Source organism: Pedobacter yulinensis (assembly GCF_003029735.1).
GTDB classification, from domain to species: Bacteria; Bacteroidota; Bacteroidia; order Sphingobacteriales; family Sphingobacteriaceae; genus Pedobacter; species Pedobacter yulinensis.
This window is the reverse complement of sequence record NZ_KZ686268.1, coordinates 696,179-720,036: the sequence shown is the minus strand read 5'-3', so window position 1 is coordinate 720,036 and position 23,858 is coordinate 696,179. Positions and strand designations below refer to the sequence as shown.

The 23,858-nt window shown below is 50.2% G+C and carries 21 protein-coding genes; 12 read left to right on the top strand and 9 right to left on the bottom strand.

Translation table 11 applies throughout. The features are described from left to right. Positions 1-146: 146 nt before the first annotated feature. From C7T94_RS03180 to C7T94_RS03170, 3 genes are all read right to left on the bottom strand, one after another. Positions 147-845 carry a response regulator transcription factor gene (locus C7T94_RS03180; protein ID WP_107213563.1) on the bottom strand — a complete coding sequence of 233 codons (699 nt, stop codon included), beginning with the start codon at positions 843-845 and terminating at the stop codon, positions 147-149. 2 nt (positions 846-847) lie between these two features. Next, a complete protein-coding gene (locus C7T94_RS03175) occupies positions 848-2,695 on the bottom strand; it encodes a sensor histidine kinase (protein WP_107213561.1) in 1,848 nt (615 codons plus the stop codon). Positions 2,696-2,843: 148 nt separating this feature from the next. Then, entirely contained in the window at positions 2,844-3,212 is a 369-nt protein-coding gene (locus C7T94_RS03170) for a DUF3127 domain-containing protein (protein WP_107213560.1), read from the bottom strand. Between the two features lie 68 nt (positions 3,213-3,280). Here C7T94_RS03170 and C7T94_RS03165 point away from each other — a divergent pair, with 68 nt between their 5' ends. From C7T94_RS03165 to C7T94_RS03130, 8 genes are all read left to right on the top strand, one after another. Further along, positions 3,281-4,465: a THUMP domain-containing class I SAM-dependent RNA methyltransferase gene (locus C7T94_RS03165; protein ID WP_107213558.1), complete on the top strand. Its 1,185-nt coding sequence runs from the start codon at positions 3,281-3,283 to the stop codon at positions 4,463-4,465. A 647-nt stretch (positions 4,466-5,112) separates the two neighbouring features. Next, on the top strand, positions 5,113-5,397 hold the full coding sequence (locus tag C7T94_RS03160) for a helix-turn-helix domain-containing protein (protein WP_107213556.1): 285 nt from the start codon (positions 5,113-5,115) through the stop codon (positions 5,395-5,397). Between the two features lie 18 nt (positions 5,398-5,415). Continuing rightward, positions 5,416-6,063, top strand: a complete 648-nt coding sequence (locus tag C7T94_RS03155; RefSeq protein WP_107213554.1) for an HD domain-containing protein — start codon at positions 5,416-5,418, stop codon at positions 6,061-6,063. Between the two features lie 81 nt (positions 6,064-6,144). Next, positions 6,145-7,401 (top strand): putative DNA modification/repair radical SAM protein, encoded by a 1,257-nt coding sequence (locus tag C7T94_RS03150; RefSeq protein ID WP_107213552.1) that lies wholly within the window; start codon positions 6,145-6,147, stop codon positions 7,399-7,401. Then, positions 7,401-8,165, top strand: coding sequence for a TIGR03915 family putative DNA repair protein (locus C7T94_RS03145; RefSeq protein ID WP_107213550.1), 765 nt, complete (start codon positions 7,401-7,403; stop codon positions 8,163-8,165). The genes C7T94_RS03150 and C7T94_RS03145 overlap by 1 nt, the downstream gene beginning before the upstream one ends. A 57-nt stretch (positions 8,166-8,222) precedes the next feature. Continuing rightward, on the top strand, positions 8,223-9,248 hold the full coding sequence (locus C7T94_RS03140) for a sensor histidine kinase (RefSeq protein ID WP_107213548.1): 1,026 nt from the start codon (positions 8,223-8,225) through the stop codon (positions 9,246-9,248). Positions 9,249-9,336: 88 nt separating this feature from the next. Then, positions 9,337-9,978, top strand: a complete 642-nt coding sequence (locus C7T94_RS03135; protein ID WP_107213546.1) for a DUF47 domain-containing protein — start codon at positions 9,337-9,339, stop codon at positions 9,976-9,978. Positions 9,979-9,988: 10 nt separating this feature from the next. Next, positions 9,989-10,999 carry an inorganic phosphate transporter gene (locus C7T94_RS03130; protein ID WP_107213544.1) on the top strand — a complete coding sequence of 337 codons (1,011 nt, stop codon included), beginning with the start codon at positions 9,989-9,991 and terminating at the stop codon, positions 10,997-10,999. Positions 11,000-11,090: 91 nt separating this feature from the next. On the opposite strand, the gene C7T94_RS03125 is transcribed toward C7T94_RS03130, so the two are convergent. Continuing rightward, entirely contained in the window at positions 11,091-12,380 is a 1,290-nt protein-coding gene (locus C7T94_RS03125; RefSeq protein WP_204353199.1) for a carboxypeptidase-like regulatory domain-containing protein, read from the bottom strand. Further along, positions 12,373-12,951, bottom strand: a complete 579-nt coding sequence (locus C7T94_RS03120; RefSeq protein ID WP_107214646.1) for an RNA polymerase sigma factor — start codon at positions 12,949-12,951, stop codon at positions 12,373-12,375. The genes C7T94_RS03125 and C7T94_RS03120 overlap by 8 nt, the downstream gene beginning before the upstream one ends. Before the next feature lie 96 nt (positions 12,952-13,047). On the opposite strand from C7T94_RS03120, the gene C7T94_RS03115 reads away from it, so the two are divergent. The 3 genes from C7T94_RS03115 (at position 13,048) to C7T94_RS03105 (ending at position 17,183) form a co-directional block, all read left to right on the top strand. Continuing rightward, positions 13,048-14,928 carry a vWA domain-containing protein gene (locus C7T94_RS03115; RefSeq protein WP_107214645.1) on the top strand — a complete coding sequence of 627 codons (1,881 nt, stop codon included), beginning with the start codon at positions 13,048-13,050 and terminating at the stop codon, positions 14,926-14,928. Beyond that, positions 14,915-15,652 carry a DUF4197 domain-containing protein gene (locus C7T94_RS03110; RefSeq protein WP_107213540.1) on the top strand — a complete coding sequence of 246 codons (738 nt, stop codon included), beginning with the start codon at positions 14,915-14,917 and terminating at the stop codon, positions 15,650-15,652. Before C7T94_RS03115 ends, C7T94_RS03110 begins: the two co-directional genes overlap by 14 nt. 97 nt (positions 15,653-15,749) lie before the next feature. Beyond that, on the top strand, positions 15,750-17,183 hold the full coding sequence (locus C7T94_RS03105) for a DEAD/DEAH box helicase (protein ID WP_204353198.1): 1,434 nt from the start codon (positions 15,750-15,752) through the stop codon (positions 17,181-17,183). Between the two features lie 74 nt (positions 17,184-17,257). Here C7T94_RS03105 and C7T94_RS03100 read toward each other — a convergent pair whose 3' ends face one another. The 4 genes from C7T94_RS03100 to C7T94_RS03085 all read right to left on the bottom strand — a co-directional run bounded on the left by C7T94_RS03100 (position 17,258) and on the right by C7T94_RS03085 (position 22,342). Next, positions 17,258-17,842 (bottom strand): carboxymuconolactone decarboxylase family protein, encoded by a 585-nt coding sequence (locus C7T94_RS03100; protein WP_107214643.1) that lies wholly within the window; start codon positions 17,840-17,842, stop codon positions 17,258-17,260. A gap of 111 nt (positions 17,843-17,953) precedes the next feature. Beyond that, positions 17,954-18,499, bottom strand: coding sequence for a peroxiredoxin (locus tag C7T94_RS03095; protein WP_107213538.1), 546 nt, complete (start codon positions 18,497-18,499; stop codon positions 17,954-17,956). A gap of 147 nt (positions 18,500-18,646) precedes the next feature. Then, complete coding sequence (locus C7T94_RS03090; protein WP_239494913.1) at positions 18,647-21,010, bottom strand: S9 family peptidase; 2,364 nt, start codon at positions 21,008-21,010, stop codon at positions 18,647-18,649. Between the two features lie 84 nt (positions 21,011-21,094). Then, positions 21,095-22,342, bottom strand: coding sequence for an S-layer homology domain-containing protein (locus C7T94_RS03085; RefSeq protein WP_107213536.1), 1,248 nt, complete (start codon positions 22,340-22,342; stop codon positions 21,095-21,097). Positions 22,343-22,455: 113 nt separating this feature from the next. Here C7T94_RS03085 and C7T94_RS03080 point away from each other — a divergent pair, with 113 nt between their 5' ends. Next, the gene (locus C7T94_RS03080) at positions 22,456-23,856 is read left to right on the top strand and encodes an aldehyde dehydrogenase family protein (RefSeq protein ID WP_107214641.1); all 1,401 of its coding nucleotides are present in this window, start codon (positions 22,456-22,458) and stop codon (positions 23,854-23,856) included. The last annotated feature ends 2 nt before the right edge of the window (positions 23,857-23,858 follow it).

The window sequence follows — 23,858 nt, the reverse complement described above, 5'->3', positions numbered from 1 at the left end:
ATCAGCTTGAAGATGGAGCGCCTTTAAAACACCATGATCAGACAAGCTCAAAAAGCTTAAACCAGAAAAAGCTGGCACGTGGCCTGTTTGCAAATCGCACTGGCAAATTCAACCTGCACAAACTGGGAGCAATCGTTCTGCATGCCTTAGGCATTCTCAAGCAATTTATATCCTTTTCCGTGCACATTGATGATCTCGACTTTCGGATCCTCGCGCAGGTACTTGCGCAGTTTGCTCAGAAAGACATCCATGCTGCGGCCATTGAAATAATTGTCGTCGTGCCAGATGCTCAGTAAGGCCTCTTCGCGGGTGAGTACCGCGTTTTTTTTCAGACACAGCAGGCGAAGCAGCTCGGCCTCTTTGGTAGACAGCTTCTGCTGACTGCCCTGCCGGTTAATGACCTGCGTTGTATAGTCAAATTCATAATCGCCGATTCTGAACTGGTTTTGCACCTGGGGAATTTCCTTATGGTCTTTCTGTGACACCCTTTTCAGCAGCGCATTGATGCGCAGCAGCAGTTCCTCGATCCGGAAAGGTTTGGTAATGTAGTCATCGCCGCCAAGATCGTAGGCATGGGACTTGTCTTCCATCATGGCTTTTGCAGTTGCAAAAATGATCGGAATATCAGGGTTGATCTTTCTGATCTCTTTGCCCAGGGTAAAACCATCTTTTTTCGGCATCATCACATCAAGGATACAAAGGTCGAAGTCCTCGCGCGTAAATGCCTTCAGGCCTTCCTCCCCGTCTGTTGAGAGCACCACTTCGAATTTTCCTTTCAGCTGCAGGTAGTCTTGCAGCAGCAGACCAAGATTGGGGTCATCTTCGACCAGGAGGATCTTTTTCATAGTCAGGAATTTTTGTGTGTGTTAAATAGAATTGTAAAACCCGTGCCTTTGTCTTTCTCAGACTGTACTTTAATCGTACCGTTCATCTGTTTCACAATATCCTGCACGTAATTCAGGCCCAAACCAAAGCCCTTCACATCGTGGAGGTTGCCCGTAGGCACACGGTAAAACTGATCGAAAATGCGTTTCGTCTGCTCTTTGGTCATGCCGATCCCTTTATCTGCAATCTCGACCAGCAGGTTTTTCCCGGCATGAGCCGTTCTGATTGATATTTCCGGGGCTCCGGCGCTGTATTTATTTGCATTGTCTACCAGGTTGTACAGCACGTTCGACAAGTGCAGCTCATCGCCGGTTACCACCGCATTGCTTGCTTCAAGCGACAGGTTGACGAGCGCATTTTTTTTCTGAAGCTGCAACTGCATGCTGTCGATCACGGCAGTGATGAGCTCGTTGAGGTCTACAGGCTTGCGCTCCAGGTTCAATTCATTTTTTTCCAGGCGGGCAATGCTCAGTACACGCTCAATGTGGTTACCCAGCCTTACGTTCTCATCGTAAATAATACCTGCCAGCCGGTTTACGCGGTTTCGGTCTTCCTGAACCTCGGTATCCCGCAATGCTTCGCTGGCAATCATGATCGTGGCCACCGGCGTTTTAAACTCGTGGGTCATGTTGTTGATAAAGTCTGTCTTCATTTCAGAGATTTTTTTCTGCCTCAGGATGGCATACAGGGTATAACTGAAAATAAAGACAAGCACCAGCAGCAGGGCAGCAGATGAGGCAAGCGTTGCCCACATATTGGTCATGATCAGCGTGTTTTTATTTGGAAAACTGATGTAGAGCCGGCCCGGATCGCGCGTCATGTCGTTGCTGAATACCTTGGCGTGGAAAGTATTTGCCGGAAGGAAAGACGCCACGTTGTTGGCGGTCTTCATGTACACAACCGAGTCTTTCGCATCGGGCGTTACCATGAAATTGTACTGAAGCGGAATATTGTGGTTAATCAGTTCCGCTTTCAGGTAATTGTCAATCACCTCAATAGCGGGCAGGCGGTCTGCCAGTGCCAGGTTTTTATGCTGGAGTTCGTTCACCACATCCTCAACGATAGCCTGGTTGTTATATGCTGTATTGGCCGAGTCAGAATTGAACTTGGCCAGGGCCTCTTCATATGTTTTCCTGGCGGCATTGTCCTCCCGTTCGAAGCGCCTGCGCAGGTCATCAGGAACCTTTGGTAACGAAATGGTAAGCGGCTGCAGGGTCTGCGGGTGATATACCAGGTACCGGATCGTGTCGGGCAGGTTGTCTGACGTATATTGTATGGATTTCCTGTCTGGCGACCCAAGTGTTGGAAAAAAGCCTCCACTGATCAGGTTACCGTCTTTATCGATGTTCCCCACCAGGCCAATACGCAACGGGGAGTTCCCTGTTTGGGCGGTTGGTGCAGACAGGGACCGGTATTCAGCCTCGCTGATGATGGTGGCCCGGAGGTAGCTGTTCTGGATCAGGTTATCATTCTTGACCACTTCCGCCTCGATCTCCTTCTGGCGTTTCAGCTTGCGCAGCTGCACGTTTGCCTTATAGTTTCCCTGCACCTCTGCCAGGTCCATGTACAATTTTCTCAGTTCAGATTTACGCTTCTGCCGCGCCTCACTGTCTTTTTTGTTTACGTGAAAATAGACATTCCGCTTTTGGATCTTGTTGGCCACCGCATGCAAAACCTGCTTTACCTCCTGCGCAAAGAGTTGTGACTTAAGCTGATAGGCTTCGTTGATGTAATACAGCTGCATCACGAACACCCCCAAGAGGGCACCGGTCATCAACGCCGTAATCAGCCAAAAATTTCTCTTCTTCATCCTGTATTGTCAAAAATAGCCAAGGGAGCCCACTGCAAGCCGCTTTTTAACAATTTTTAACACATTGAAAAACAAAGGTTTCCTAAAAAAAATGCCGGGCAATTGCCCGGCACCTCATATTAAAATTTGTTTGCTTAAAAAAGTCTTTTTAGAAAGGAAGATCATCGTCATCACCAGGCGCGTTGTTCACGTCCATTGGCGGCGCATATTCAGGTGAAGACTGAGCCGGTGCATTTGGTGCAACGGCATTGATGCGCCATACCACCAGGCTGTTGAAGTATGATGTTTTACCACTTTTATCTGTCCATGGACGGCCGCGCAGGTTGAAATGAACCTCTACCATATCACCTGCCTTCAAGGGATCAAGCAGTGCGGTCTTGTCTTGCAGCGCCTCGAACCTGATGTATTCAGGGTAGCTTGGATTTTCTGCATATTCTACGATCAAATCACGTTTCTTGAATGTTTCGCTCACCTGCTGCGTTGCACCTACCTCGTGCACTTTTCCTTTGATTTCCATATTAAATGCTGCTGTATATTCGCTAAACTTCAAATCTCCTGAATTTTATTGATAACTTCGCCAAGAATATGGTTCAAGTTTTCCACAATAAAAGCAAGGTAATCATTACCTGCAACAAACGCCTCTCCCCTTACCTGCAGACCGAAGTTCAGGAGCTCGGCTATGATATTGTGCGCAGTTTTTCAACAGGTGTTGAGCTGTACATTACCCTGACTGAATGCATCAGGCTAAACCTGAACCTGCGCTGCGCCAGCCAGATTCTTTACTCGCTCAGGCAGTTCAAGGCCAGCGGCCCCGACGCACTTTACCAGGAGGTCCTGAAGATGGAATGGGAAGAGCTGATCGACTTTTCAGGGTATTTTTCGGTTACGTCGAACGTTGACAACCCACAAATCAATACGCCGCTTTTTGCGAACCTGAAAGTCAAGGACGCCATTGCCGACCGCATCAAAGAAAAGAAGGGCATGCGCCCCAACTCAGGGCCTGAGGCAAACAAGGCTGTCATTCACCTCTATTGGAAAAACGATGAGGCTGAGATTTTTGTTGATACTTCCGGCGAAACCCTCGCCAAACACAGTTACCGGAAAATTCCCGGCAAAGCGCCCATGCTGGAGGCCCTGGCCTCGGGGGTGATCTATGCAAGCAAATGGGACCGGAAATCACCATTCGTAAACCCGATGTGCGGTTCAGGTACGCTCGCAATCGAAGCCGCGCTCATCGCAACTAACCGCCGCCCGGGTTTGTTCCGCATGAATTATGCGTTCATGCACCTGATCGGCTACGATGAGCAAGCCTTCTTCCAGGAGCGCCGCCTGTTGAAAGACCAGGTAATCAAATTGCCCGATCTCAAAATCATTGCAACCGACTTATCTGACGATGCCATCGATGTAAGCCGGAGAAATGCCCGCACAGCCGGGGTAGAAACCCTCATTACCTTCGAAACATGCGACTTTGCGCGTACCGAAGTACCACAGGGCGAAGGCGGCATGGTGGTTTTCAATCCGGAATACGGCGAACGCCTTGGTGTTCACAGCAAACTGGAAGCGACCTACAAGCGCATGGGCGATTTCATGAAACAGGAGTGCAAAGGCTATGCGGGTTACATCTTTACCGGCAACCCTGACCTTGCCAAGCGCATCGGGCTTAAGGCCAGCCGCAAGATCGAATTCTACAACGGTAAGCTGGACTGCCGCCTGCTGGAATACGAACTGTATGAAGGTACCCGGCGAACGGAGTTTAAGCAGGACAGTTAGGATCGGGGTCAGTTTGCCCTTTTATCTGCCTGCTTCCCGGAACCTGGCTTTGCTGGCCAGGTTCGCCGGAAGAAACTGTCTTTTCCTCAGGGGCGGTATGCAGTCCGTTCAAGCCGATGGTTTTGCCCGCCTTCGAGCTCCTGGAAATGAGGTCATAAATGTGCTCCGCTGAATTTCAATCGAGCCAGCAAACATTCCGAACCGACCGCAAGGTCTTAATTATATTTTTTTGCTAAAAGGTCTACAGCCTGTGGCACAACGCTGACTAAGCGCCGCATACAAACCTCCACCATTGATCTCTTTCATTTCGTTTACATTCAATTCCCTGGATTTTCATAATTGTGAATAATTTAATGATGCCTAGTCTATTTTGGGTTTTTGGCTTTTCCTCAGGTTAGGCTTATCAGGCGAGTCATCAGATTAATGGCAAAAACCGTCGTTCGGTTCTGTAACATCCTGTATTTCAAACAACTGAAAAGAGTTCTTTATTCCGGCGCGAAGTAGTTATCTGTATACGATCAGCGATCTTCTGCCGTTCGTCCGCTTTACCTTTTATACCGGAAATTCGGGATAAGCACAACACTGGCAAAACCAAGTACATCTTTTTTGCGTAAATGATAACAACGGAATAAATTAAATTCATTGTTATGAGAGATGCGCTAAAAGCAAGAACAGATACGGTGGCCAGAAACATCCGGAAAATCAGGGAGTTTCGAAACTACACTCAGGATTACCTGGCGGCAAAACTGGATATCTCCCAGAATGCCTACAGCAAGGTTGAACTGGGCTACAGCAAGCTTACGCTGGAACGGTTGTTTCATATTGCACAAATCCTGGAAGTAGATATTATTCAGCTCATTTCGGCCGATGACAGCGAGATTATCCAGATCATCAAACCGGAGAGCGAAAAGCTGGTTGCTTCGATCGCCTAACCACCGTACCTTTGCTGCATGCAGCATTGGATTGACAAAACCGTAGCCCATGTAAAAGCCGTGCTTCAGCATGCTGAAGCAGGGCATGACTGGTTTCATATCGAGCGTGTATGGAAAACAGCGCTTGGGATCAATAAAGCCGAACGAGCCGATGAGCTCGTTGTTTCTCTTGCCGCCCTGCTGCATGACATTGCTGATCCGAAGTTTAACGGCGGCGATGAAGAAGAGGGGCCGCGCATGGCTGCCCGTTTTTTGGAAGAGATCGCAGTTCCGCCGTCGGCTGCAGACCATGTGGTTAACATTATCCGGTTCATGTCGTTCAAAAACAGCTTCGACAAATCGGCATTTAGTTCCCTTGAAATGCAGGTCGTGCAGGATGCTGACCGCCTGGATGCCATCGGCGCGATCGGAATTGCCCGGGCGTTTACCTACGGCGGCTTTAAAAACCGGACCATTTATGATCCGGCTATTTCTCCGGTAGCAGGGCATACAAAAGAAAGTTACAAACAGACCACCGCGCCCACCATCAATCATTTCTATGAAAAGCTGCTATTACTCAAAGACCTCATGAACACCGCAACCGGCAAACAATTTGCTGCAGCACGTCATGAGTTTATGCAGACCTACCTTGATCAGTTTTACCGGGAATGGAACGGCGAAGCGTGATCTACACCTGTTAAGAATGCGTTTTTCATTGGTTTGTGCTATTTTTTTTAGCTTTTATGCTATTTTTGTTAGCAAAAAGTTATGTCTGACCGCATTCGTGAAAAACTGAACATCCTGGCTGATGCCGCTAAATATGACGTTTCCTGCTCATCGAGTGGCGGCACGCGTAAAAACGATAATGGCGGACTCGGAAACAGCCACGCTTCTGGGATCTGCCATACTTACACTGAAGACGGACGCTGTGTTTCCCTGCTGAAAATTCTGTTGACAAACCATTGTATTTTTGACTGCGCTTTTTGTGTATCACGCAAAAGCAACGATATTAAACGGGCGGCTTTTACCGTTCAGGAAGTCGTTTCGCTGACCATGAATTTTTACCGCCGCAATTATATTGAGGGTCTGTTTCTCAGCTCAGGCATTTTCAAGAATGCCGATTTCACCATGGAACGCCTGCTGCTCGTTGTTAAAAAGCTGCGGCTGGAAGAACGGTTTAACGGATATATCCACCTGAAAACCATTCCCGGGGCCGACCCGGCGCTGCTGCAGGAAGCCGGTCTGTATGCCGACCGGATGAGTATTAACCTGGAAATGCCTACCGAGGCCAGCCTTAAACTTCTGGCCCCTGAAAAGAGCCATGAAGACGTGAAAAAACCGCTCGCGCTGATACAGGCCGGGATCAGTCAGTTCAGCGATGAACGTCGGCTCATCAAAGCCACGCCAAAGTTTGTTCCTGCCGGTCAAAGCACGCAGATGGTTGTTGGGGCTACGCCCGATAGCGATAAGGACATTATGTTCACTGCCAATTCTTTTTATAAAAATTATGGTTTAAAGCGGGTCTATTACTCAGGTTACATTCCGATCAGCCACGATTCGCGCATGCCGGTTATTGGCACAAAACCGCCGCTGCTGCGAGAAAACCGTTTGTACCAGGCAGACTGGCTCATGCGCTTTTATGGGTTTGACGTGGCCGAAATTGTCAATGACCAGTTTCCGCACCTTGACGAGGAACTGGATCCGAAACTCAGCTGGGCGTTACGAAACCTTGAACATTTCCCGGTCGATATCAATACAGCACCTTACCGAATGATTGTTCGGGTGCCTGGAATCGGGGTAGCATCAGCGCAGAAGATTGTCCAGGCGAGAAAATCGGGAAAACTGCACGTGTTCCAGTTAAAAAAGATTGGCATCGCGTATAACAAAGCCAGGTATTTTATCAGATGCGCAGATTCGCCCCAGGTGTTTGGCGACTTTCATGCTTCCCAGATTAAAGGTTATGTGCTCGCATCCGGCCGGAGCAAATACATGCGCCAGGCAGCAAACCAACTTAATTTATTCTGATGCACTCGTTTATTTGCGATGGCAGCATGGAGGGCGTGCTGACTGCGGTATTTGAATATTTTGAAAGGCATGGAAAAAACAGTCCGGACGCGGCTGTACTGCACACCCCGTCCAGTTGGGTTCCTGATGCGTTCAGTGCGCCTGTGCATGTTCACAGCGATGCCGTTAAAGCCGCGCGCGTTTGGAAGGGCCTCGGACAGCGCCTGGACAGGGCCTGGCTGCGGCGCGTTTTCTGTTGCTACCTCTCAGAACAACCCGAAGCCCTGATGCAGCTGTTCTCTTTTTGCAATTATGTGTTTCTCGGTGGTGCCCCCGACAACTACGGCAACGCCCATGTTCAGGCGGTAGCCTCTGTTGCACGCAGCGTGGAACGCGAAAAGCACCGCATGGAAGCGTTTATCAGGTTCGAGGAACTGGAAGATGGCCTGTTCTACGCCGCCGCAGATCCTGACTTTAATGTGCTTCCGCTCATAGCAAAACATTTCAGAGATCGCTTTGCCGACCAGCAATGGCTCATTTATGACCGGCGCCGGCAGTATGGCCTGCACTTCAAAGCCGGGCAACTGGAAGAAATAACGCTGGAGACCGCGCCCCTCAGGCAAACGCCGGCTGCCCTGCTCGATGAGAAAGAGGCGCTGTATGCACAGTTGTGGAAAGACTATTTCAAAAGTACCAACATTCCCTCCAGGAAAAACATGAAATTGCACATTCAACACGTACCAAAGCGATACTGGAAGTACCTGACAGAAAAACTACCGTCCTGAAGTTTTTGTTGCTGGTGAATATTCCTGTAACTTGGGTCACACTACATTTAATTCAGCATGAAACTCAGCGTTCTTGTTCTCATTACTGCCGTTGCGGTCGGGCTTTCCATCGCCCTGGTTAATTTTCACTTCCAGGGTAGCTGGTATTATTCACTCATTTCTTTTGGCATATCTTTCGGCACCAGTTTTATCGTCTTTTACTACCTGCTCGAGAAATACATCTACTCTAAGATCAAACTGATCTATAAAATGATCCATAACCTGAAATTGGGTAAAGACCTTAAAGAGGCTTTGGGAGAATATGTGAGCTCAGACCCCATCAATGATGTGGAACAGGAAGTGAAAGAATGGGCAGGTGCGAAAAAGCGCGAAATAGACCTCCTTAAGAAACAGGAACAGTTCAGGAAAGAATTTCTATCGAACGTTTCCCACGAATTTAAAACGCCCCTTTTTGCCATTCAGGGTTATATTGAAACTTTGCAGGATTGCATCGTTGACGATCCGGATATGGCCAGGCAATTTCTTAAAAAAGCCGAGAACAATGTGGAGCGACTCAGTTACCTGATCAACGATCTGGATGAGATCTCGAAGCTGGAAACTGGCGAGATTGCCATTAATTTCCAGAAGTTTGACTTCGTGCCTCTGGCCAAAGAAGTAATTGATAGCCTGGAAGACCGCGCCGCTGCAAAACGCATCGTTTTCTCCCTGAAAGAAAAATATGCGGTGCCCACGCCCGTTTCGGCAGACCGGGAAAAGATCAGGCAGGTTATGATCAACCTGCTCGTTAATTCCATCAAATACGGGCGCCCTGACGGAACAACCGCCGTCAAGATCTTTGAACTTCATGACCAGTTCCTGATCGAAGTGACCGATGACGGAATCGGCATTGAGGAAAAACACCTGCCGCGGCTGTTCGAGCGCTTTTACCGGGCAGACAGCCACCGTTCCCGGCACGAAGGCGGCACCGGGCTGGGCTTAGCTATTGTAAAACACATTCTCGAAGCGCACCAGCAGACCATTTCTGTCAGAAGTACGCCACAAATCGGAACCACGTTCGCATTTACCTTGCAGAAAGCCGGTTAGGGTAAAGCGTACGATTAAATTAATCAACCCTGTTAACATTAACTTAACATTACCTGCATAGCTTTGCACTACATTTTTAGAACAAAGCATGAGTAACCTTTTTAAGTTCTTTACGCCCCAAGACAAAAAGTTCCATCCCCTTTTCGAACAGGCAGGAAGTAATGTATTGAAAATTTCAGAGGCGCTGCTGGCGGCTGTGAGCACCAGCGATCTGGCCAAACGAAAAGAGATCTTTAAAGAGATCGAGCGGCTCGAACATGTCGGCGACGACATTACACATTCCATATTCCTGGAGCTGAGCAAGAACTTCATTACTCCCTTTGACCGGGAAGACATTCACGCCCTGGCTTCTGCGGTAGATGATATTGCAGATTACATCTACGGTACGTCAAGCCGCCTGGATATGTACAAAATGGATGAAATCAGCGATCCAATCGTAAAAATTGCAGAAATCCTCGTAGAAATGTGCCAGGATATCGACAAAGCGATCAAAGAGCTGCGCAGTTTCAAGAACATTCGTGTTATAGCCGATGCATGCGTACGCATCAACAGCGGCGAAAACCAGGCTGATTATGTGTTTACCATGGCCGTGGCCCGGCTGTTTGAATACGAAACGAACGCCATTGAACTGATCAAACAAAAAGAAGTGTTACAGATGATAGAGACCGCAACAGACAAGTGTGAAGACGCTGCCAACGTTTTGGAGTCTATCCTTGTGAAAAACGCATAAAACGAACAGCATGGTAACGACCTTACTCGTTGTTGTAATCATCATGGCAATCGCCTTCGATTACATTAACGGATTTCATGATGCGGCAAACTCCATTGCCACCGTTGTATCTACTAAAGTTTTAACGCCTTTCCAGGCTGTTCTCTGGGCAGCCATTTTCAACTTTGCCGCTTACTTTTATTTTACTGACCACAAGGTCGCCAATACCGTTGCGAAGACGGTCTCCGAAAACTTCATTACCCTGGAGGTTATTCTTGCCGGACTGATTGCCGCCATTGCCTGGAACCTGTTCACGTGGTGGCATGGCATCCCTTCCAGCTCATCGCACACGCTGATCGGCGGTTTTGCCGGCGCAGGCATTACTCACGCCCTGTCGATGGGCGCGGGGGTAACTGATGCCATTAACATCAGTTACGTAATTAAAATCGTATCTTTTATTGTTCTTGCTCCGGTGATCGGTATGGTCTTTTCGGTTATTCTTACCCTGATCATCATTAACATTTGCCGTAAGGCACGGCCAGCTACCGCAGAACGCTGGTTTAAAGTGCTGCAACTGGTTTCTTCTGCTGCTTTAAGTTTTGCCCATGGCGGTAACGATGCGCAGAAAGTAATGGGTATCATTTACGTATCGATGGTAGCGGCCAGTGTTATACCTTCTGGCGGACACATGCCTGAGTGGATTCCCCTGGCCTGTTACTCAGCCATCTCGCTCGGCACCATGAGCGGCGGCTGGAAGATCGTCAAAACGATGGGCAGCAAGATCACCAAAGTAACACCTTTAGAAGGGGTCGCGGCAGAAGGCGCCGGCGCCATTACACTGGGTGTTACCGAACATTTTGGTATCCCGGTTTCAACAACGCACACCATTACCGGATCAATCATCGGTGTAGGTCTGGTAAAAAGCATTTCGGCAGTTCGCTGGGGGGTTACCATTAACCTGGTCTGGGCCTGGATATTGACGATCCCCGTATCGGCAACCCTGGCCGCAGCGCTGTATGCCCTGATCCATTTTGTATTGTAGGCAATTCCAATAATGTATTAAAAAAGCCTTGCAGTCAAAAAACTGCAAGGCTTTTTTAATACCTGCTTTCAAGGTTTCATGTGAAACGGTTTTAAAACACCATTGTTACCTTTCCGGCGCTTCCGGCATCATTGTATTTCCACTGCGGGCCGGAACTGATCAGCCGGATCAGTTCATCTATGTATTTTTTATCTGAGTCACGATCTCCCAACAGCACGTTAAAATCCTTCGGCTTGCCGGACGGGTCGATACTGAAGCCGACAGTGATCAGCTTATTAACCGCCTTCTGGTTAGCGAGCCGGCTGTTCTTCTGCAAGTATGCATTGTAGGCCTCCCACCCTTCTGCCGGTTGCGCTTCTGTTGCTGCAACTTTCGCCCGTACGCGACCCTCAGAGCCACGACCCTGCATGGTGCCCGCACGGCGCGCCAAAACTGCACTGTCCGGAATGAAGCCTGTATTGCCGAGATTCCGCTGTTGCGCCTGGCCGTAGCCGACAACCACCTGCTCGTTCAGGAGGTTCTTTTCCTCTTTAAGTGTAATGCGAACGGGTTTCTGGGGTGTGGCGATCATACTCGCAACCGTATAACCTAAAGACGCCGCGGTAATCTTTTCGTCTTTCATGGCGGGCAGACTAAAGTTGCCATTTCGGTCGGTAGTTACATACTTCTCACTACCAGGAATGCTGATCCTGGCACCTGGCAAGGGCTTTCCTTCTTCAGAAACGACTTTACCAGCAATAAAAGGCCTGGGCACTTCGGCACGCCGGCTTGTGTAAGCCTCTGCTGCAGCGGCAATAGCCGGTGCTTGCTGGGCAGCTTTATCGGGCTCGGGGGCAGGAGCGGGAGGCGCTGCCTGAGCGGGAGCAGGCACGGCTTTCGCCGCCGCAGAAGGGGTCCGGCCAGGCGGAACAACCGCCACCATGGCCCGTTTTTCGGTGCGCTCATTTGCAATCGCGGCAGAGGAATCCCGGGCCTGTTTTCTGTTGCGGCTCGCTAGGGCCGGTTCCTGCGCAGCGCCGATCACGACATCCACTTTTTTTGCCCTTCCCGCAAGTTCCCGCTGGCGGTTGTCGGCTTTCATCCAGAAAATAATACCCGCCGAGACAAACAACACAGCCGCTGTGGCGGCAATGCTAAGGCGTTGCCAGGTCAGGCTCCACACCTTTTTCTTCTGCTCATTCCGGGCAGTACGTTCCTGTAACTGTTTCTGAAGCAGCGACAGGTTATTGGCACGTCGCGGCGACTTACTGAGTCCCTCCAGAGCTTCGGCAACAAAAGGATCCTCGAGCACGGCCCGTTCCACGAAATGCATATCATGCGCATTGAGTTTACCGTCCAGGTAATCCTCCAGCATGTCCATATCTAACCAATCCTTATTCACTGCTGTTTTTCTCTATACAAATTTTGAGGTTTCGTTTTCCGTTCTGTATGTAACTCTTCACCTTAGACAGGTCGTAACCGGTCAGCTCGGAAACCTCTTTGTAACACTTTTCCTGCAGGTAAAATAGATCGACACTGATGCGCTGCTCGTCAGGCAGCGTTTGCATGCACTTTTCCATCACTGTCAATTTTTCTTCCCGCGTGCTGTCTATATCCAGATGCACAATTTCGGTGTTTTCCACAAATGTTTCCTCGATTGAAACAGTGTTCTGCCTCCCGGCTACCCGCAGGGCCATCAGGCAATGGTTTCGCGTCAGCACATGGAGCCAGCTTTTAAAGTTCTGCACCTCGTGTATGCGCAGTTTGCGCACCAGCTCCTCGAAGATCTGCATCACTGCATCTTTGCTTTTGTCTTCATCTTTCAGGTAGTTGAAACATACGCCATAAACCAGGTGCATGTAGCGGCCATATAAAACACCAAGCACTTCCAGGTCGCCACTGCGCTTGTAATCGGCTACGAGCTCGGCATCTTCCCTCTTTCGGCTGTTATCCTGATTCCTGATAAATTTCAAAACGTAGCGGCTGCGATTTTTTATCAAGTATAAAAATTATTTTCCTTGCCCGTGTGGAATGGCCGAAAAATTCACATCATCCTGAAAAATAAGCTCATGAAAATTATTTTCGCCTTGCTGACTTCATTTGTTCTTCTGTTTGGTTTTCTGCCTGCTGAAGAACGTCATGTTACCGGGATCGTTACAGACAACCATGGCAAACCCGTAGCGTTGGTGCGTGTCGTTGCGCAGCCATCGGGAAACCACACCGCGACAGACTCAGATGGAAAATATAAGCTAAAGCTAGCACCATCAGATACCCACCTGAATTTTGTACATGCCAGCTACAACCGCTCATTCCCTGTCAAAGGAAAGGCGGTGCTGAATGTCAGGCTGGATGCCGGTGTCCCAATCCTGGATGAAGTTTTAATTGTGGGCGCACCGCGCCGGGAAAAACACGCCATTGTCGGCGCTCTGGCCGTAAGGGCCCTGACGTCTGCGTCGTCGTACGTGCCGTCACCAAACGGTTTGTCCGGACAGGAAAGTTATGCACCTGTTGCCGAAAGTGGATTTAAACGCACAGACAAAGAACCGCTGTCAACTTTCTCAGCTGATGTCGATGCGGCATCGTACAGCAATGTACGCCGTTTTATCAACGCCGGCTCACTGCCCCCGGCCGATGCTGTTCGTGTGGAAGAGCTGATCAATTATTTTGACTACGGTTACCCGGCTCCCGCAGGAAACGAGCCGGTCAACATCATGACAGAGGCTGGCCAGGCACCATGGAACAAAAAACACCAGCTCGTTAAGATTGCTTTACAGGCCAGGCGCATCAGCACGGAGACACTTCCCGCTTCGAACCTGGTGTTCCTGATCGACGTATCTGGCTCTATGGCCGATCCAAATAAACTTCCGCTGCTGGTCTCATCATTTAAAATGCTGACCGAACAGCTGCGGGCTAAAGACAAGGTCGCCATTGTTGTCTACGCCGGAAGTTCGGGCTTAGCTCTGCCCCCCACCCCGGGCGACAAAAAAGCGGTGATCAGGGCCGCGCTTGACCGCCTGTCGGCCGGCGGTTCCACTGCCGGAGGGGCAGGCCTTGAACTGGCTTACCGCACAGCTGCCGGGAATTTTATCAAAGGAGGCAACAACCGTGTTATCCTGGCAACAGATGGTGATTTCAATGTAGGCCAAAGCAGCGATGAGACCATGAAAAAACTGATAGAGAACAAAAGACAATCCGGCATTTTCTTAACCGTTCTCGGCTATGGAATGGGCAATTATAAAGACAGCAAAATGGAAACGCTGGCCGATAAGGGCAATGGCAACTATGCCTACATTGATAATATCCAGGAAGCCCGAAAAGTGCTGGTCAATGAATTCGGCGGCACGCTCTTTACCGTAGCCAAAGACGTCAAACTTCAGGTTGAATTCAATCCCGCTACCATTCAGGCCTATCGCCTTGTTGGTTATGAAAACCGTCTGTTGGCCGACGAGGATTTCAACAATGACCGCAAGGATGCCGGCGATATGGGATCGGGCCATAACGTTACCGCCTTTTATGAGGTCATTCCCACCGGCGTAAAAAGCGAATTTACTGCGGCAATCGACCCGCTTAAATACCAGCAAGCCGAAAAAAAGGCGCGCACTGCGGTCAGCTCAACCGAACTGCTGACCGTGAAAATGCGCTATAAACATCCGCAAAGCGACAAAAGTATGCTGATCACAAAGACCCTCGACCGCGGCGCACTCTCCATAAAGCCCTCTGCGGCTTTCCAGTTCGCATCGGCCGTGGCTGAGTTCGGCATGCTGCTTCGCAATTCTGAATACAAACAGCGGGCAGACTATAATCAGCTCATTGAACGGGCCAGGGCCAGCCGCGGACCAGATAACGAAGGTTACCGTGCTGAGTTTATACGCCTGGCCGGAGCTGCGGCTATTATGGCAAAGGATTTGCTGACTTCCGGGCAAAAACACATGCCGGATGAAAAAAATTAGCACCCTTGTTCCCTTGCTTGCCCTGCCCTTTTTGAGCGGCTGCGACGTACAAAGCCAGCAGCGCATTGGCGGAATCATCAGCCAGGCTTCTCAATACGGCAACCCGACAACCGCCGAAATCGGACAAGGTCTCAAGCAGGCCCTCGAGATCGGGGTAGGTAACGGCGCTGACCGGCTTTCCGTTAAAGATGGTTTCCTGCGTAACCTGGCAGTGAAGATCCTGTTTCCGCCGGAGGCGCAACAAGTGGAAAAGACGCTCCGTAGCCTGGGCCTGAACGCCCTTTGCGACAATGTCATTACAAGCCTGAACCGCGCTGCCGAAACGGCGGCCAGCGAAGCCAAACCGATCTTCGTATCTGCTGTGAGGCAAATGACCCTGACAGATGCCACGAACATTTTACTGGGCCAGAACGATGCTGCGACGAATTACTTCAGGCGCGTAACCTCTGAGCAGCTTGCCGCTCGCTTCAGTCCCATTGTTCAGGCGTCTCTTGGTAAGGTCGGCGCTACAAAGTATTGGTCAGACCTGGCCAGCAGGTACAATAAAATACCGCTTGTAAAGCCTGTAAACACCGACCTGACCGCCTACGTTACGCAGCAGGCTATAGATGGCCTCTTCGTCGAAGTAGCAAAAGAAGAACTAAAGATCAGGAGCAATGTGTCGGCACGCAGCACCGGCCTGCTGCAAAAAGTGTTCGGCTATGCCGACCGCAACAGGCGCTGACAAGCGGGCTTTTGTAGCGAGGGGGTAAAACTACCGGCGCTGCTTGCAATTGCAGGCAATTAAGGTTAAATTTACCCCAAACAGAAAGTTTAAACATTTGGATTTCAAAGATTTTAATTTCAATCCTGACCTTTTAGAGGGATTGATGGCCATGGGGTATAAAAGTGCCACCCCGATACAAGAACAAGCCATCCCGATCGTACAGCAAGGCGCAGACCTTGTTGCCTGCGCCCAAACCGGAACCGGAAAAACGGCTTCTTACCTGCTTCCCATTATGGACGCGGTGAGCAAGGAGGCCGACCGGCACAATAACACGCTTATCCTCTCTCCCACGCGCGAGCTTGCGCAGCAAATTGATATTCAGGTTGAGGCACTTGCTTATTTTACCAACATCAGTTCCCTGACCGTTTACGGAGGCGGCGACGGCGTTGCTTACGATCAGCAAAAACGCTCCATGCGCGAGGGTGTCGATATCATCATTGCCACTCCCGGCAGGCTCATTTCACACCTGGCATCAGGTACGCTGAACCTGAGCAAATGTAAACACCTGGTCCTCGACGAAGCAGACCGCATGCTTGACATGGGTTTTTACGACGACATTATGCGCATTGTCGGCTACCTGCCCAAAGACCGGCAAACGCTGCTCTTTTCGGCGACCATGCCGCCAAAGATCCGCAAGCTGGCCTCGGGTATACTGCGCGATCCGCAGCAGGTAAACATTGCCATTTCAAAGCCCGCCGAAGGAATTCTGCAGCAGGCTTACAAAGTCCAGGACCACCAGAAGGTTAAACTGCTGAGCGGGCTGCTCAAGAAAGGTGACTTCAAGAGCATTATCATCTTTGCCTCGACAAAAGAAAAGGTAAAGACACTGAACAAATCGCTGCGAGCACAGGGCATGAAGGTCGAGGCTTTTCACTCAGATCTTGACCAGAAAGAACGCGAAGCACTGCTGCTCGAGTTCAAAAACAGGAAACTTTCCATGCTGATCGGCACCGACGTTCTTTCGCGCGGGATTGATGTAACAGGGATTGACCTGGTTGTAAATTTCGACGTACCGCACGACCCGGAAGACTATGTACACCGGATCGGCCGCACAGCGCGTGCAGCAACGACCGGAACGGCCATTACGCTGGTTAATACCCGCGACAAACGAAAGTTCACCAACATTGAAAAACTGATCGAACGGGAAATTGACATTGTTCCCCTGCCGGAAGAAATCGAGAAACTGACAGCCGAAGAGGCGCCTGCCCAGGAACAGCGGAACAACCGCGACCGTAAGGGAGGCCGCGGCAGAGACAACAGGCCCGGCCGCCAGCCGGGGGCAAGACCACCGCGCCCACAACAGGCTGAAAAACCTGCTGCAGTTGCGAATGAATCTGCACCTGTTGCAGCAACCGGGGCAGAGACAGAGACCGGCGCAGCAACCGAAGCTGCCAAACCGAAAGCAAAAAAGAAAAAGTTCTGGCGCCGTAAAAACGGTCCTAAGACAGGCGACGGAGCTGCCGCAGGTGCAGCTACAGAAACCCCATAAAAAAAGGCGCCCGGATGTTCCGGGCGCCTTTTTTTTATATTTCCGGATACTGACATAGCCGGTACCTGGAGGTATTAATAAACCACTTTGCCTGTAGCGGTAATGATCGAAGCGATGCGTACGGCATCAAATACCCGCTCTTCTGTAGCTCCCAGGTGCAACAGCGACTTCTCATGGGCATTTACGCACATTTCGCAGCCATTTACTGCAGATACGGCTAGGCTCATGAGTTCGAAAAATTCTTTTCCGGTTACCGGGCTGCTCATCAGCTGCATGCGGATACGGGCAGGAATCTGGGTATACTTCTCTTTTCCGGTAAAATGTCTGAACCGGTAAAATACATTGTTCAGGGCCAGCAGCGAGGCACAGCCAACGGCTTCAGCGATCTCCTCCGCTGTCGCTTCCTTTTCTTCGGCAAGCCGGGTATAAAAGTCGGTCAGGATCTTGTTGCCATTGTTTACTGCGATACTGAGTCCTACGAGCGCACACTCTTTTTCAGACAAGTGGTTTGAAGTAAGCGTGCTGTTAAAATTCAGTTTCAGGTCGCGTACATACCTTGCGCTGCCTTTTTCAAGCAAGGTAAGACTTTCGTTGCGGTAGGCAGCATCCAGTCTGAAGATGGATAATACTTCTTCTATTGATTCGGTTATTTCGCTCATGGCCATTTAATATTTTGGGTATAAAAAAGCCGGACAAACCAGGTACTGCTTCAAATGCCAGGATTGATTCCTGGTATTGAGGCCGAGAATGATTGGTCCGGCTGTGAATGGTTATGCTGTCAGGGTTTCCTGACCTTTTTCCCAGTTACAAGGGCAAAGTTCGTCAGTCTGCAACGCGTCAAGAACACGCAGCACTTCTTTTACGTTACGGCCAACATTCAGGTCGTTCACGCTTGCCCAGCGAACAATACCTTGAGGATCAATGATAAAAGTAGCACGGTATGCAATTTTCTCATTAGGCTCCAGGATATCAAGTGCTTCTGCAAGTGATTTTGACGTATCTGCGAGCATCGGGAATTTCAGGCCGCGCAGGTCGTCGTGATCGTTTCTCCAGGCCAGGTGCACAAACTCTGAATCTGTAGAGGCACCGATCAGGGTTGTGTTCCTGTCACGGAACTCGCCGTAATTTTTGTTGAATTCAGCGATCTCAGTCGGGCAAACAAAAGTAAAGTCTTTCGGCCACCAGAAAATCGTTGTCCATTGGTTGTCTTCGTTTACCAGCGAATCTGAAGTAATGGTTTCAAACTCTTTGCCTTTTTCCAGGCTTACAACTGCTGTTTTTGAGAATTCCGGAAATTTCTGACCTACATTTATCATAATGGTATGTTTTAATTTTAAATTTTACCCTGCAAAGGTACGGCTATCCGGGGTCAGAAGCAAGGCTGCCGCACGCCTTCCGCATCGTATTTTTCAATGCCGATATAGAAGAAAACTATATTATTAGCCAATGAAAATTAAAATGATCTATCGCTGTTTTTTAAGAGTTGATTCGAAAAGTTTGTAAATCCGTTTGTACTCATCTGTCCAGCTGCTTGGTTCGGTAAAGCCATGGTCTTCGACCGGATAAACGGCCAGTTCCCAATTGTCTTTTCCCAATTCAATGAACCGCTGAGACAGCCGTACAATATCCTGGAAATGCACATTGACATCGACCATGCCATGGCACATGAGCAGGTTTCCTTTCAATTTGTCGGCAAAATAAATCGGCGAACTGCGCTTATAGGCGATGGGGTCATTAAAGGGCTCATTCAGAATGTTCGACGTATAACCATGGTTGTAATGTGCCCAGTCGGTAACCGAACGCAGCGCAGCGCCGCTGCTGAAAGTTTCTGAAGCGTTGAATAAGGCCATCAGCGTCATGAAGCCCCCATACGAGCCCCCATAAATGCCCACGCTTTCAGGGTTGACATTGTATTTTTCAACAAGCATCTTTACACCGTCGACCTGGTCGCTGAGGTCTTTACCGCCCATATGCCGGTAAATGCCTGTGCGGTGATCGCGTCCGTAGCCTGAGCTGCCTGTATAGTCGATATCGATAACCGTATATCCCTGGTCTGCCAGCAAATTATGGAACATGTATTCGCGGAAATACTGGCTCCACCAGAAATGCACATTCTGAAGGTAGCCCGCACCATGCACAAACACGACCGCCGGCCGGTTGGCATGTGGCGTCTTAGCCGGATATACCCGCGCATACACACTGGCACCGTGCCGGTTTTTAAACTCAACGACATCAGGTTCTCTCCAGGCATAAGCATCGAACGCTGCAGTCGTAGATTTCGTAATCCTGACTGCCGTTGCCCCGGCCCTGTTGGGCTGCAGGTACAGCTCCCAGGGCTTATTCATGTAAGAATAGTTGATCGCCAGCCACTTTTCATCAGGAGACAAGGTCACTTCGTTTGCCCCCTTCATGCCGGTCAGTTTCTCCGGCTTGCCGCCTGATGCAGGTATCCGGTAAAAGTGCGTAATGCCGGGATGCTCGATATTTGCCTTGAAATAGAACGTTTTCTTATCGTTTGAGAGCAATACGGACTGTACTTCCCAACGCCCGTCAGTCAATTGGCTGGTTTTCCCGGTCAGCAGGTTGACCACGTAAAGATGAGAAAAGCCCGTTTGCTCACTTTGAAACCAAAACCGGTCCCTGTCAATCCATCCTGTATTCGTACCAAAGGCACCGATCCCCGGCCCCCCAATCCAGGCTTCATCACGCTGGCGGTTTACCAGCGACAACGCACCGGTGCCTGCATCAAGGCTCAAAATCCAGCGGTCTTTGTTGTCATTTGCATAAGCAATAACCATGGCCCGGCTGCCATCCGTGTTCCAGTATGGGCCGGTCAGGAAAATATCGCGGTCTCTATTTGCTTTTTTCCGTACCTCAGTTTCTTTGGGGTAATCCTTGAGATAGTCCGGCAAGTCCTTCAATCCCGGAATAGATCCTGTTTTAACCTGATACACTGTATCGCGCTCGGTATCATAAATAAAGTTTTCATAAGAAGCGCGCTGCTCACCGACTTTGGTCCGGCCGGGTATCGGCTCGGTAAAGCCGCTGGCTGTTACATAGTTGGGCACAAAAGTTTGCCTGTTGCCGCTGGCCGGCTCCATCAGCCGGTAGGCTATAAACTTACCCGATGGGCTGATAGACAAGCCGTTGATAGCACGGTCGCCCAGGTAGACCTGTTTGAGCGGACGGAAACCTGGCCGGCTGCCACGACGGCCCCGTGCCTGCTCGGCTTCCTTGTCTTTGAGCACATCAAAAAGCGCCTTCTGGTCCTGGTTCAGCCAGTCTTCCTGGACATTCAGTTTTTTTAAACCGCTCTTACCCGCCCCCGTCCCGGGCAGAAAGTTGCTGAGCTGACGCAGCTGGCTGCCTTCCAGGCTCATGCTGTAAAAGTTTCCTGCCCGCTGAAAGGCAATTCGCCCATCGGTCAGGAACGTTGCATTATCTTCCCGCTCATTGGTGCGGGTAAGTTGTGTTTCTTTACCAGATTTGAAATTGAAGAGGAAGAGATCACCTCCTTTTTCAGTAAGGCCCAGGGTACGGGCAGTGTTATAAATATATGCTGAGCCGATTGCCTTTTCATCTTCACCCTCGGCAGCGCGGACCGGTTTCTGCGTGCCAACCCCTGTCTTGAACAGTTCTGATTTCTGCTTCTGATCAGGATTCCAGTCAAAAAAAAGTGTTTTACTGTCTTTAGACCAGCGGTAGGCTGAAGGCGATACGCCCATCCACTTGGGGTCCTGCATAATCTTTTCTACCGTCAGTACCGGCTGCTGCGCACCGGCGGTTAAGCTGGCAGCAGCCAGTAAAACGCAAAAAAAGTACTTCATAACGTTTGTTTATCGGGCTAAAATAGGCAAACGCAGCGCCGAAAGAACGCAAATCCCTGGTTTTCGATTAAAATGTTACGCGGACTATCGCAGCACGTTCCCGTTGCGGTCTACCCGGATATCAAAAGGTTTTGGTGTCAGGAAGTCATACAACAGGACGGCAAATTCCCGGCGTGTGGCAACTTTCGCAGCATCAAAAGTACCGTCAAAATGGTAGGTGTTCTTCCACCGTTTTTCCACCTCAGTACGGGTGTTTTGGGGCGACTTATTTCCTACGTAGGCCACCATGCTGATGACCTTTTCGATGGTCATGGGCCCTTCTGCATGGTCATCGAACCAGATTTGCGCCTTATAATAAAAATCTTTCATGGGTTGTCTGATCTCCTGATAGGTAATCTGACGGTCAGGCATGAAACTCAAGCGGCCTCCAGCCTCAACACCTTTAACAATTCCCGGCAAGCTCGTCTGCTGAATGGCCCGCCAGTTGGGGTCATCCTGCTTGATATCTGCAAACGGAACCAATGCCAGTTTAAAAGCCATCAGTTCGCCCTGTATTTTCTTAAGGTCAGACTGGCTCGTTTTGAGATCGAAGAAGGCTGCATAGGCTGCAATGGCGCCGGCTGCCTGACCGAGTACGAAACTATCGCCCGGTGTATTGGCGAAAACCAGGTTTTCCTGTTTATCCTCATAAAGGTTGTAGAGCGGATAAAACGAGTTTCCCTCGGCTCCTGCACCAACCGATGTGCGGTACCTGTTGTCATTGTACGTAAAAGGAACCGCTTGCGGACTGACGGCCGAAAAACCCTTTACATCTTGCAGATCTGCGGTGCCGGCAAGCACGAGTGCCCGGGCTTTCAATGTCTTTCCGTCGCTGGTGCGAACCGACCAGCCTTTACCAGCCCGTTCAATTTTAACAGCTCTGATGTCTCTCAGAATGCTCAGATCTTTGGTGCTGTCCGCCCATTTTTTCAACACCGCACCCGCTACAGCCCGGTCCATGCCCTGAACGCCGCCGGCTGGTTTTTTCACTTTGCCGATCCGGTCCAGGAGCGCTGCCAAAAGCCCGCTTTGCAGGCTTTCATTGCCCGGGGTGATGCTAAAGTCTGCCGCCTGGAGCAATACGGTAGACAGGACACCTGATTTGGCAGCCTGCATACCCGCTGCCCAGGCAGCATTCCCGTTTCCGATCACCAGGACGCCGGGAGGCTTTTTTGGCTCGGGCACTTTGCGTTCTGCTTTTTTGCTCTTAGACCCCTTATTGTCCTGGGCCGAAGCCTGCCCCGCCACGCAGACGAGTTGAGCCGCAATTAGAAAAAACAATACCTTTTTCATGTTGTATGATTAACGTTCCCGAACACCCAAAATACAAATATCCGTATATAGGCTATAACCTGCGCCATCGGGCGTTTGATTTAACTAATTTTAACGAAAAACCAAGACCGGAAATGTCTGAACAGATCTTGCCTGTTTTTACAGCACAACAACGGCACAAAACCGTGCTGCGCAACGCCACTGCCACAGACCGCGTGCAGCGTTTGCAAAAATTGCGGATCGCAATTGAAAGCCGCGAGGAAAAGATTTTTGCCGCTCTTCAAAATGACCTGCGCAAAAGCCGATTCGAGTCTGCCCTTGCCGAGATCTATTTTGTTTACGCTGAGATTGATCATGCCATTAAAAACATTGCTACTTGGATGGCGCCCCGCAAGGTAGGGCGAACGCTGAGCAACGGTCTTGCCGACAGCTATATTCACATGGAACCGAAAGGCAACACATTGATCCTTTCGCCCTGGAACTATCCTTTCCAGCTCGCCGCGGGGCCCCTGGTCTCTGCCATTGCCGCCGGCAATACGGCCATCCTGAAACCTTCTGAGCACAGCGCCGAAACAAGCGCCTGCCTGACAGAATTGATCTCAGAAACCTTTGCACCTGAAGAAATTTTTTGTGTTCAGGGCGATGCGGATACGGCAATCGCCCTGCTTCAATTGCCGTTTGACCATATTTTTTTTACCGGCAGTACCGCTGTTGGAAAAAAAATCATGGCGGCAGCTGCTGAGCACCTCAGTTCCGTGACACTCGAGCTGGGCGGAAAGTCTCCCTGTGTCATCTCCGGCTCGGCAAACCTGGAAAAGGCAGCCCGGAAAATTGCCTGGGGAAAACTGGTAAACAGCGGGCAAACCTGTATTGCACCCGACCATGTTTATGTGCACGAGTCGCAACTGGAGCGCTTCATTACAGCTTACCGCGAAGCGGCCCGCGCGCTTTTTTTCCTGGACGAGGAACAGATCAATGCGGGCAGTTATGCGCGAATGATTAACCACAACCATTTTAACCGGCAACAGGAACTGCTTGACGACGCCCTGGCCCAGGGGGCCATGCTGGCCTGGGGCGGAAACAGTCATGCTGCCTCACTTACTTTTTTCCCGGCCCTGCTTACCGGGGTTCCAGACCACAGCCGGCTTATGCAGGAAGAGGTTTTCGGCCCGCTGCTCCCGGTACTGACCTATAAAAGTATGGACGAGGCTGCCGCCGCCATCAATTCACGTCCCGCGCCACTGGCACTTTACTTTTTCGGGCAAAACAAAAGCGAAACAGCGGTCTTTTTGAAAACCTGCCCATCGGGTGGCGCCTGCGTAAACGATGTTCTTGTGCATATTTCCAACCCGGCCCTTCCCTTTGGCGGCCGCGGTCCGAGCGGCATGGGCAGCAGCCACGGACTGGCTGGTTTCAGAGCGTTCTCGCACGAACGGTCGGTCATGTACCAGTCGGTTTTTAACACGACCCGGTTCGCATACCCACCATATGCACGAAAGACAGGCTTGCTTAACTGGTTAAAGAAAATCATGTAAAT

Excerpts from the sequence above, each read along its gene's own strand:
- C7T94_RS03095 (WP_107213538.1), bottom strand. The coding sequence starts at position 18,499 with ATGATAAATGTAGGTCAGAAATTTCCGGAATTCTCAAAAACAGCAGTT.
- C7T94_RS03110 (WP_107213540.1), top strand. The coding sequence starts at position 14,915 with ATGAAAAAAATTAGCACCCTTGTTCCCTTGCTTGCCCTGCCCTTTTTG.
- C7T94_RS03150 (WP_107213552.1), top strand. The coding sequence starts at position 6,145 with ATGTCTGACCGCATTCGTGAAAAACTGAACATCCTGGCTGATGCCGCT.
- C7T94_RS03100 (WP_107214643.1), bottom strand. The coding sequence starts at position 17,842 with ATGAGCGAAATAACCGAATCAATAGAAGAAGTATTATCCATCTTCAGA.
- C7T94_RS03080 (WP_107214641.1), top strand. The coding sequence starts at position 22,456 with ATGTCTGAACAGATCTTGCCTGTTTTTACAGCACAACAACGGCACAAA.
- C7T94_RS03180 (WP_107213563.1), bottom strand. The coding sequence starts at position 845 with ATGAAAAAGATCCTCCTGGTCGAAGATGACCCCAATCTTGGTCTGCTG.
- C7T94_RS03135 (WP_107213546.1), top strand. The coding sequence starts at position 9,337 with ATGAGTAACCTTTTTAAGTTCTTTACGCCCCAAGACAAAAAGTTCCAT.
- C7T94_RS03155 (WP_107213554.1), top strand. The coding sequence starts at position 5,416 with ATGCAGCATTGGATTGACAAAACCGTAGCCCATGTAAAAGCCGTGCTT.
- C7T94_RS03160 (WP_107213556.1), top strand. The coding sequence starts at position 5,113 with ATGAGAGATGCGCTAAAAGCAAGAACAGATACGGTGGCCAGAAACATC.
- C7T94_RS03145 (WP_107213550.1), top strand. The coding sequence starts at position 7,401 with ATGCACTCGTTTATTTGCGATGGCAGCATGGAGGGCGTGCTGACTGCG.
- C7T94_RS03170 (WP_107213560.1), bottom strand. The coding sequence starts at position 3,212 with ATGGAAATCAAAGGAAAAGTGCACGAGGTAGGTGCAACGCAGCAGGTG.
- C7T94_RS03130 (WP_107213544.1), top strand. The coding sequence starts at position 9,989 with ATGGTAACGACCTTACTCGTTGTTGTAATCATCATGGCAATCGCCTTC.
- C7T94_RS03140 (WP_107213548.1), top strand. The coding sequence starts at position 8,223 with ATGAAACTCAGCGTTCTTGTTCTCATTACTGCCGTTGCGGTCGGGCTT.
- C7T94_RS03090 (WP_239494913.1), bottom strand. The coding sequence starts at position 21,010 with ATGAAGTACTTTTTTTGCGTTTTACTGGCTGCTGCCAGCTTAACCGCC.
- C7T94_RS03175 (WP_107213561.1), bottom strand. The coding sequence starts at position 2,695 with ATGAAGAAGAGAAATTTTTGGCTGATTACGGCGTTGATGACCGGTGCC.
- C7T94_RS03085 (WP_107213536.1), bottom strand. The coding sequence starts at position 22,342 with ATGAAAAAGGTATTGTTTTTTCTAATTGCGGCTCAACTCGTCTGCGTG.
- C7T94_RS03165 (WP_107213558.1), top strand. The coding sequence starts at position 3,281 with ATGGTTCAAGTTTTCCACAATAAAAGCAAGGTAATCATTACCTGCAAC.
- C7T94_RS03115 (WP_107214645.1), top strand. The coding sequence starts at position 13,048 with ATGAAAATTATTTTCGCCTTGCTGACTTCATTTGTTCTTCTGTTTGGT.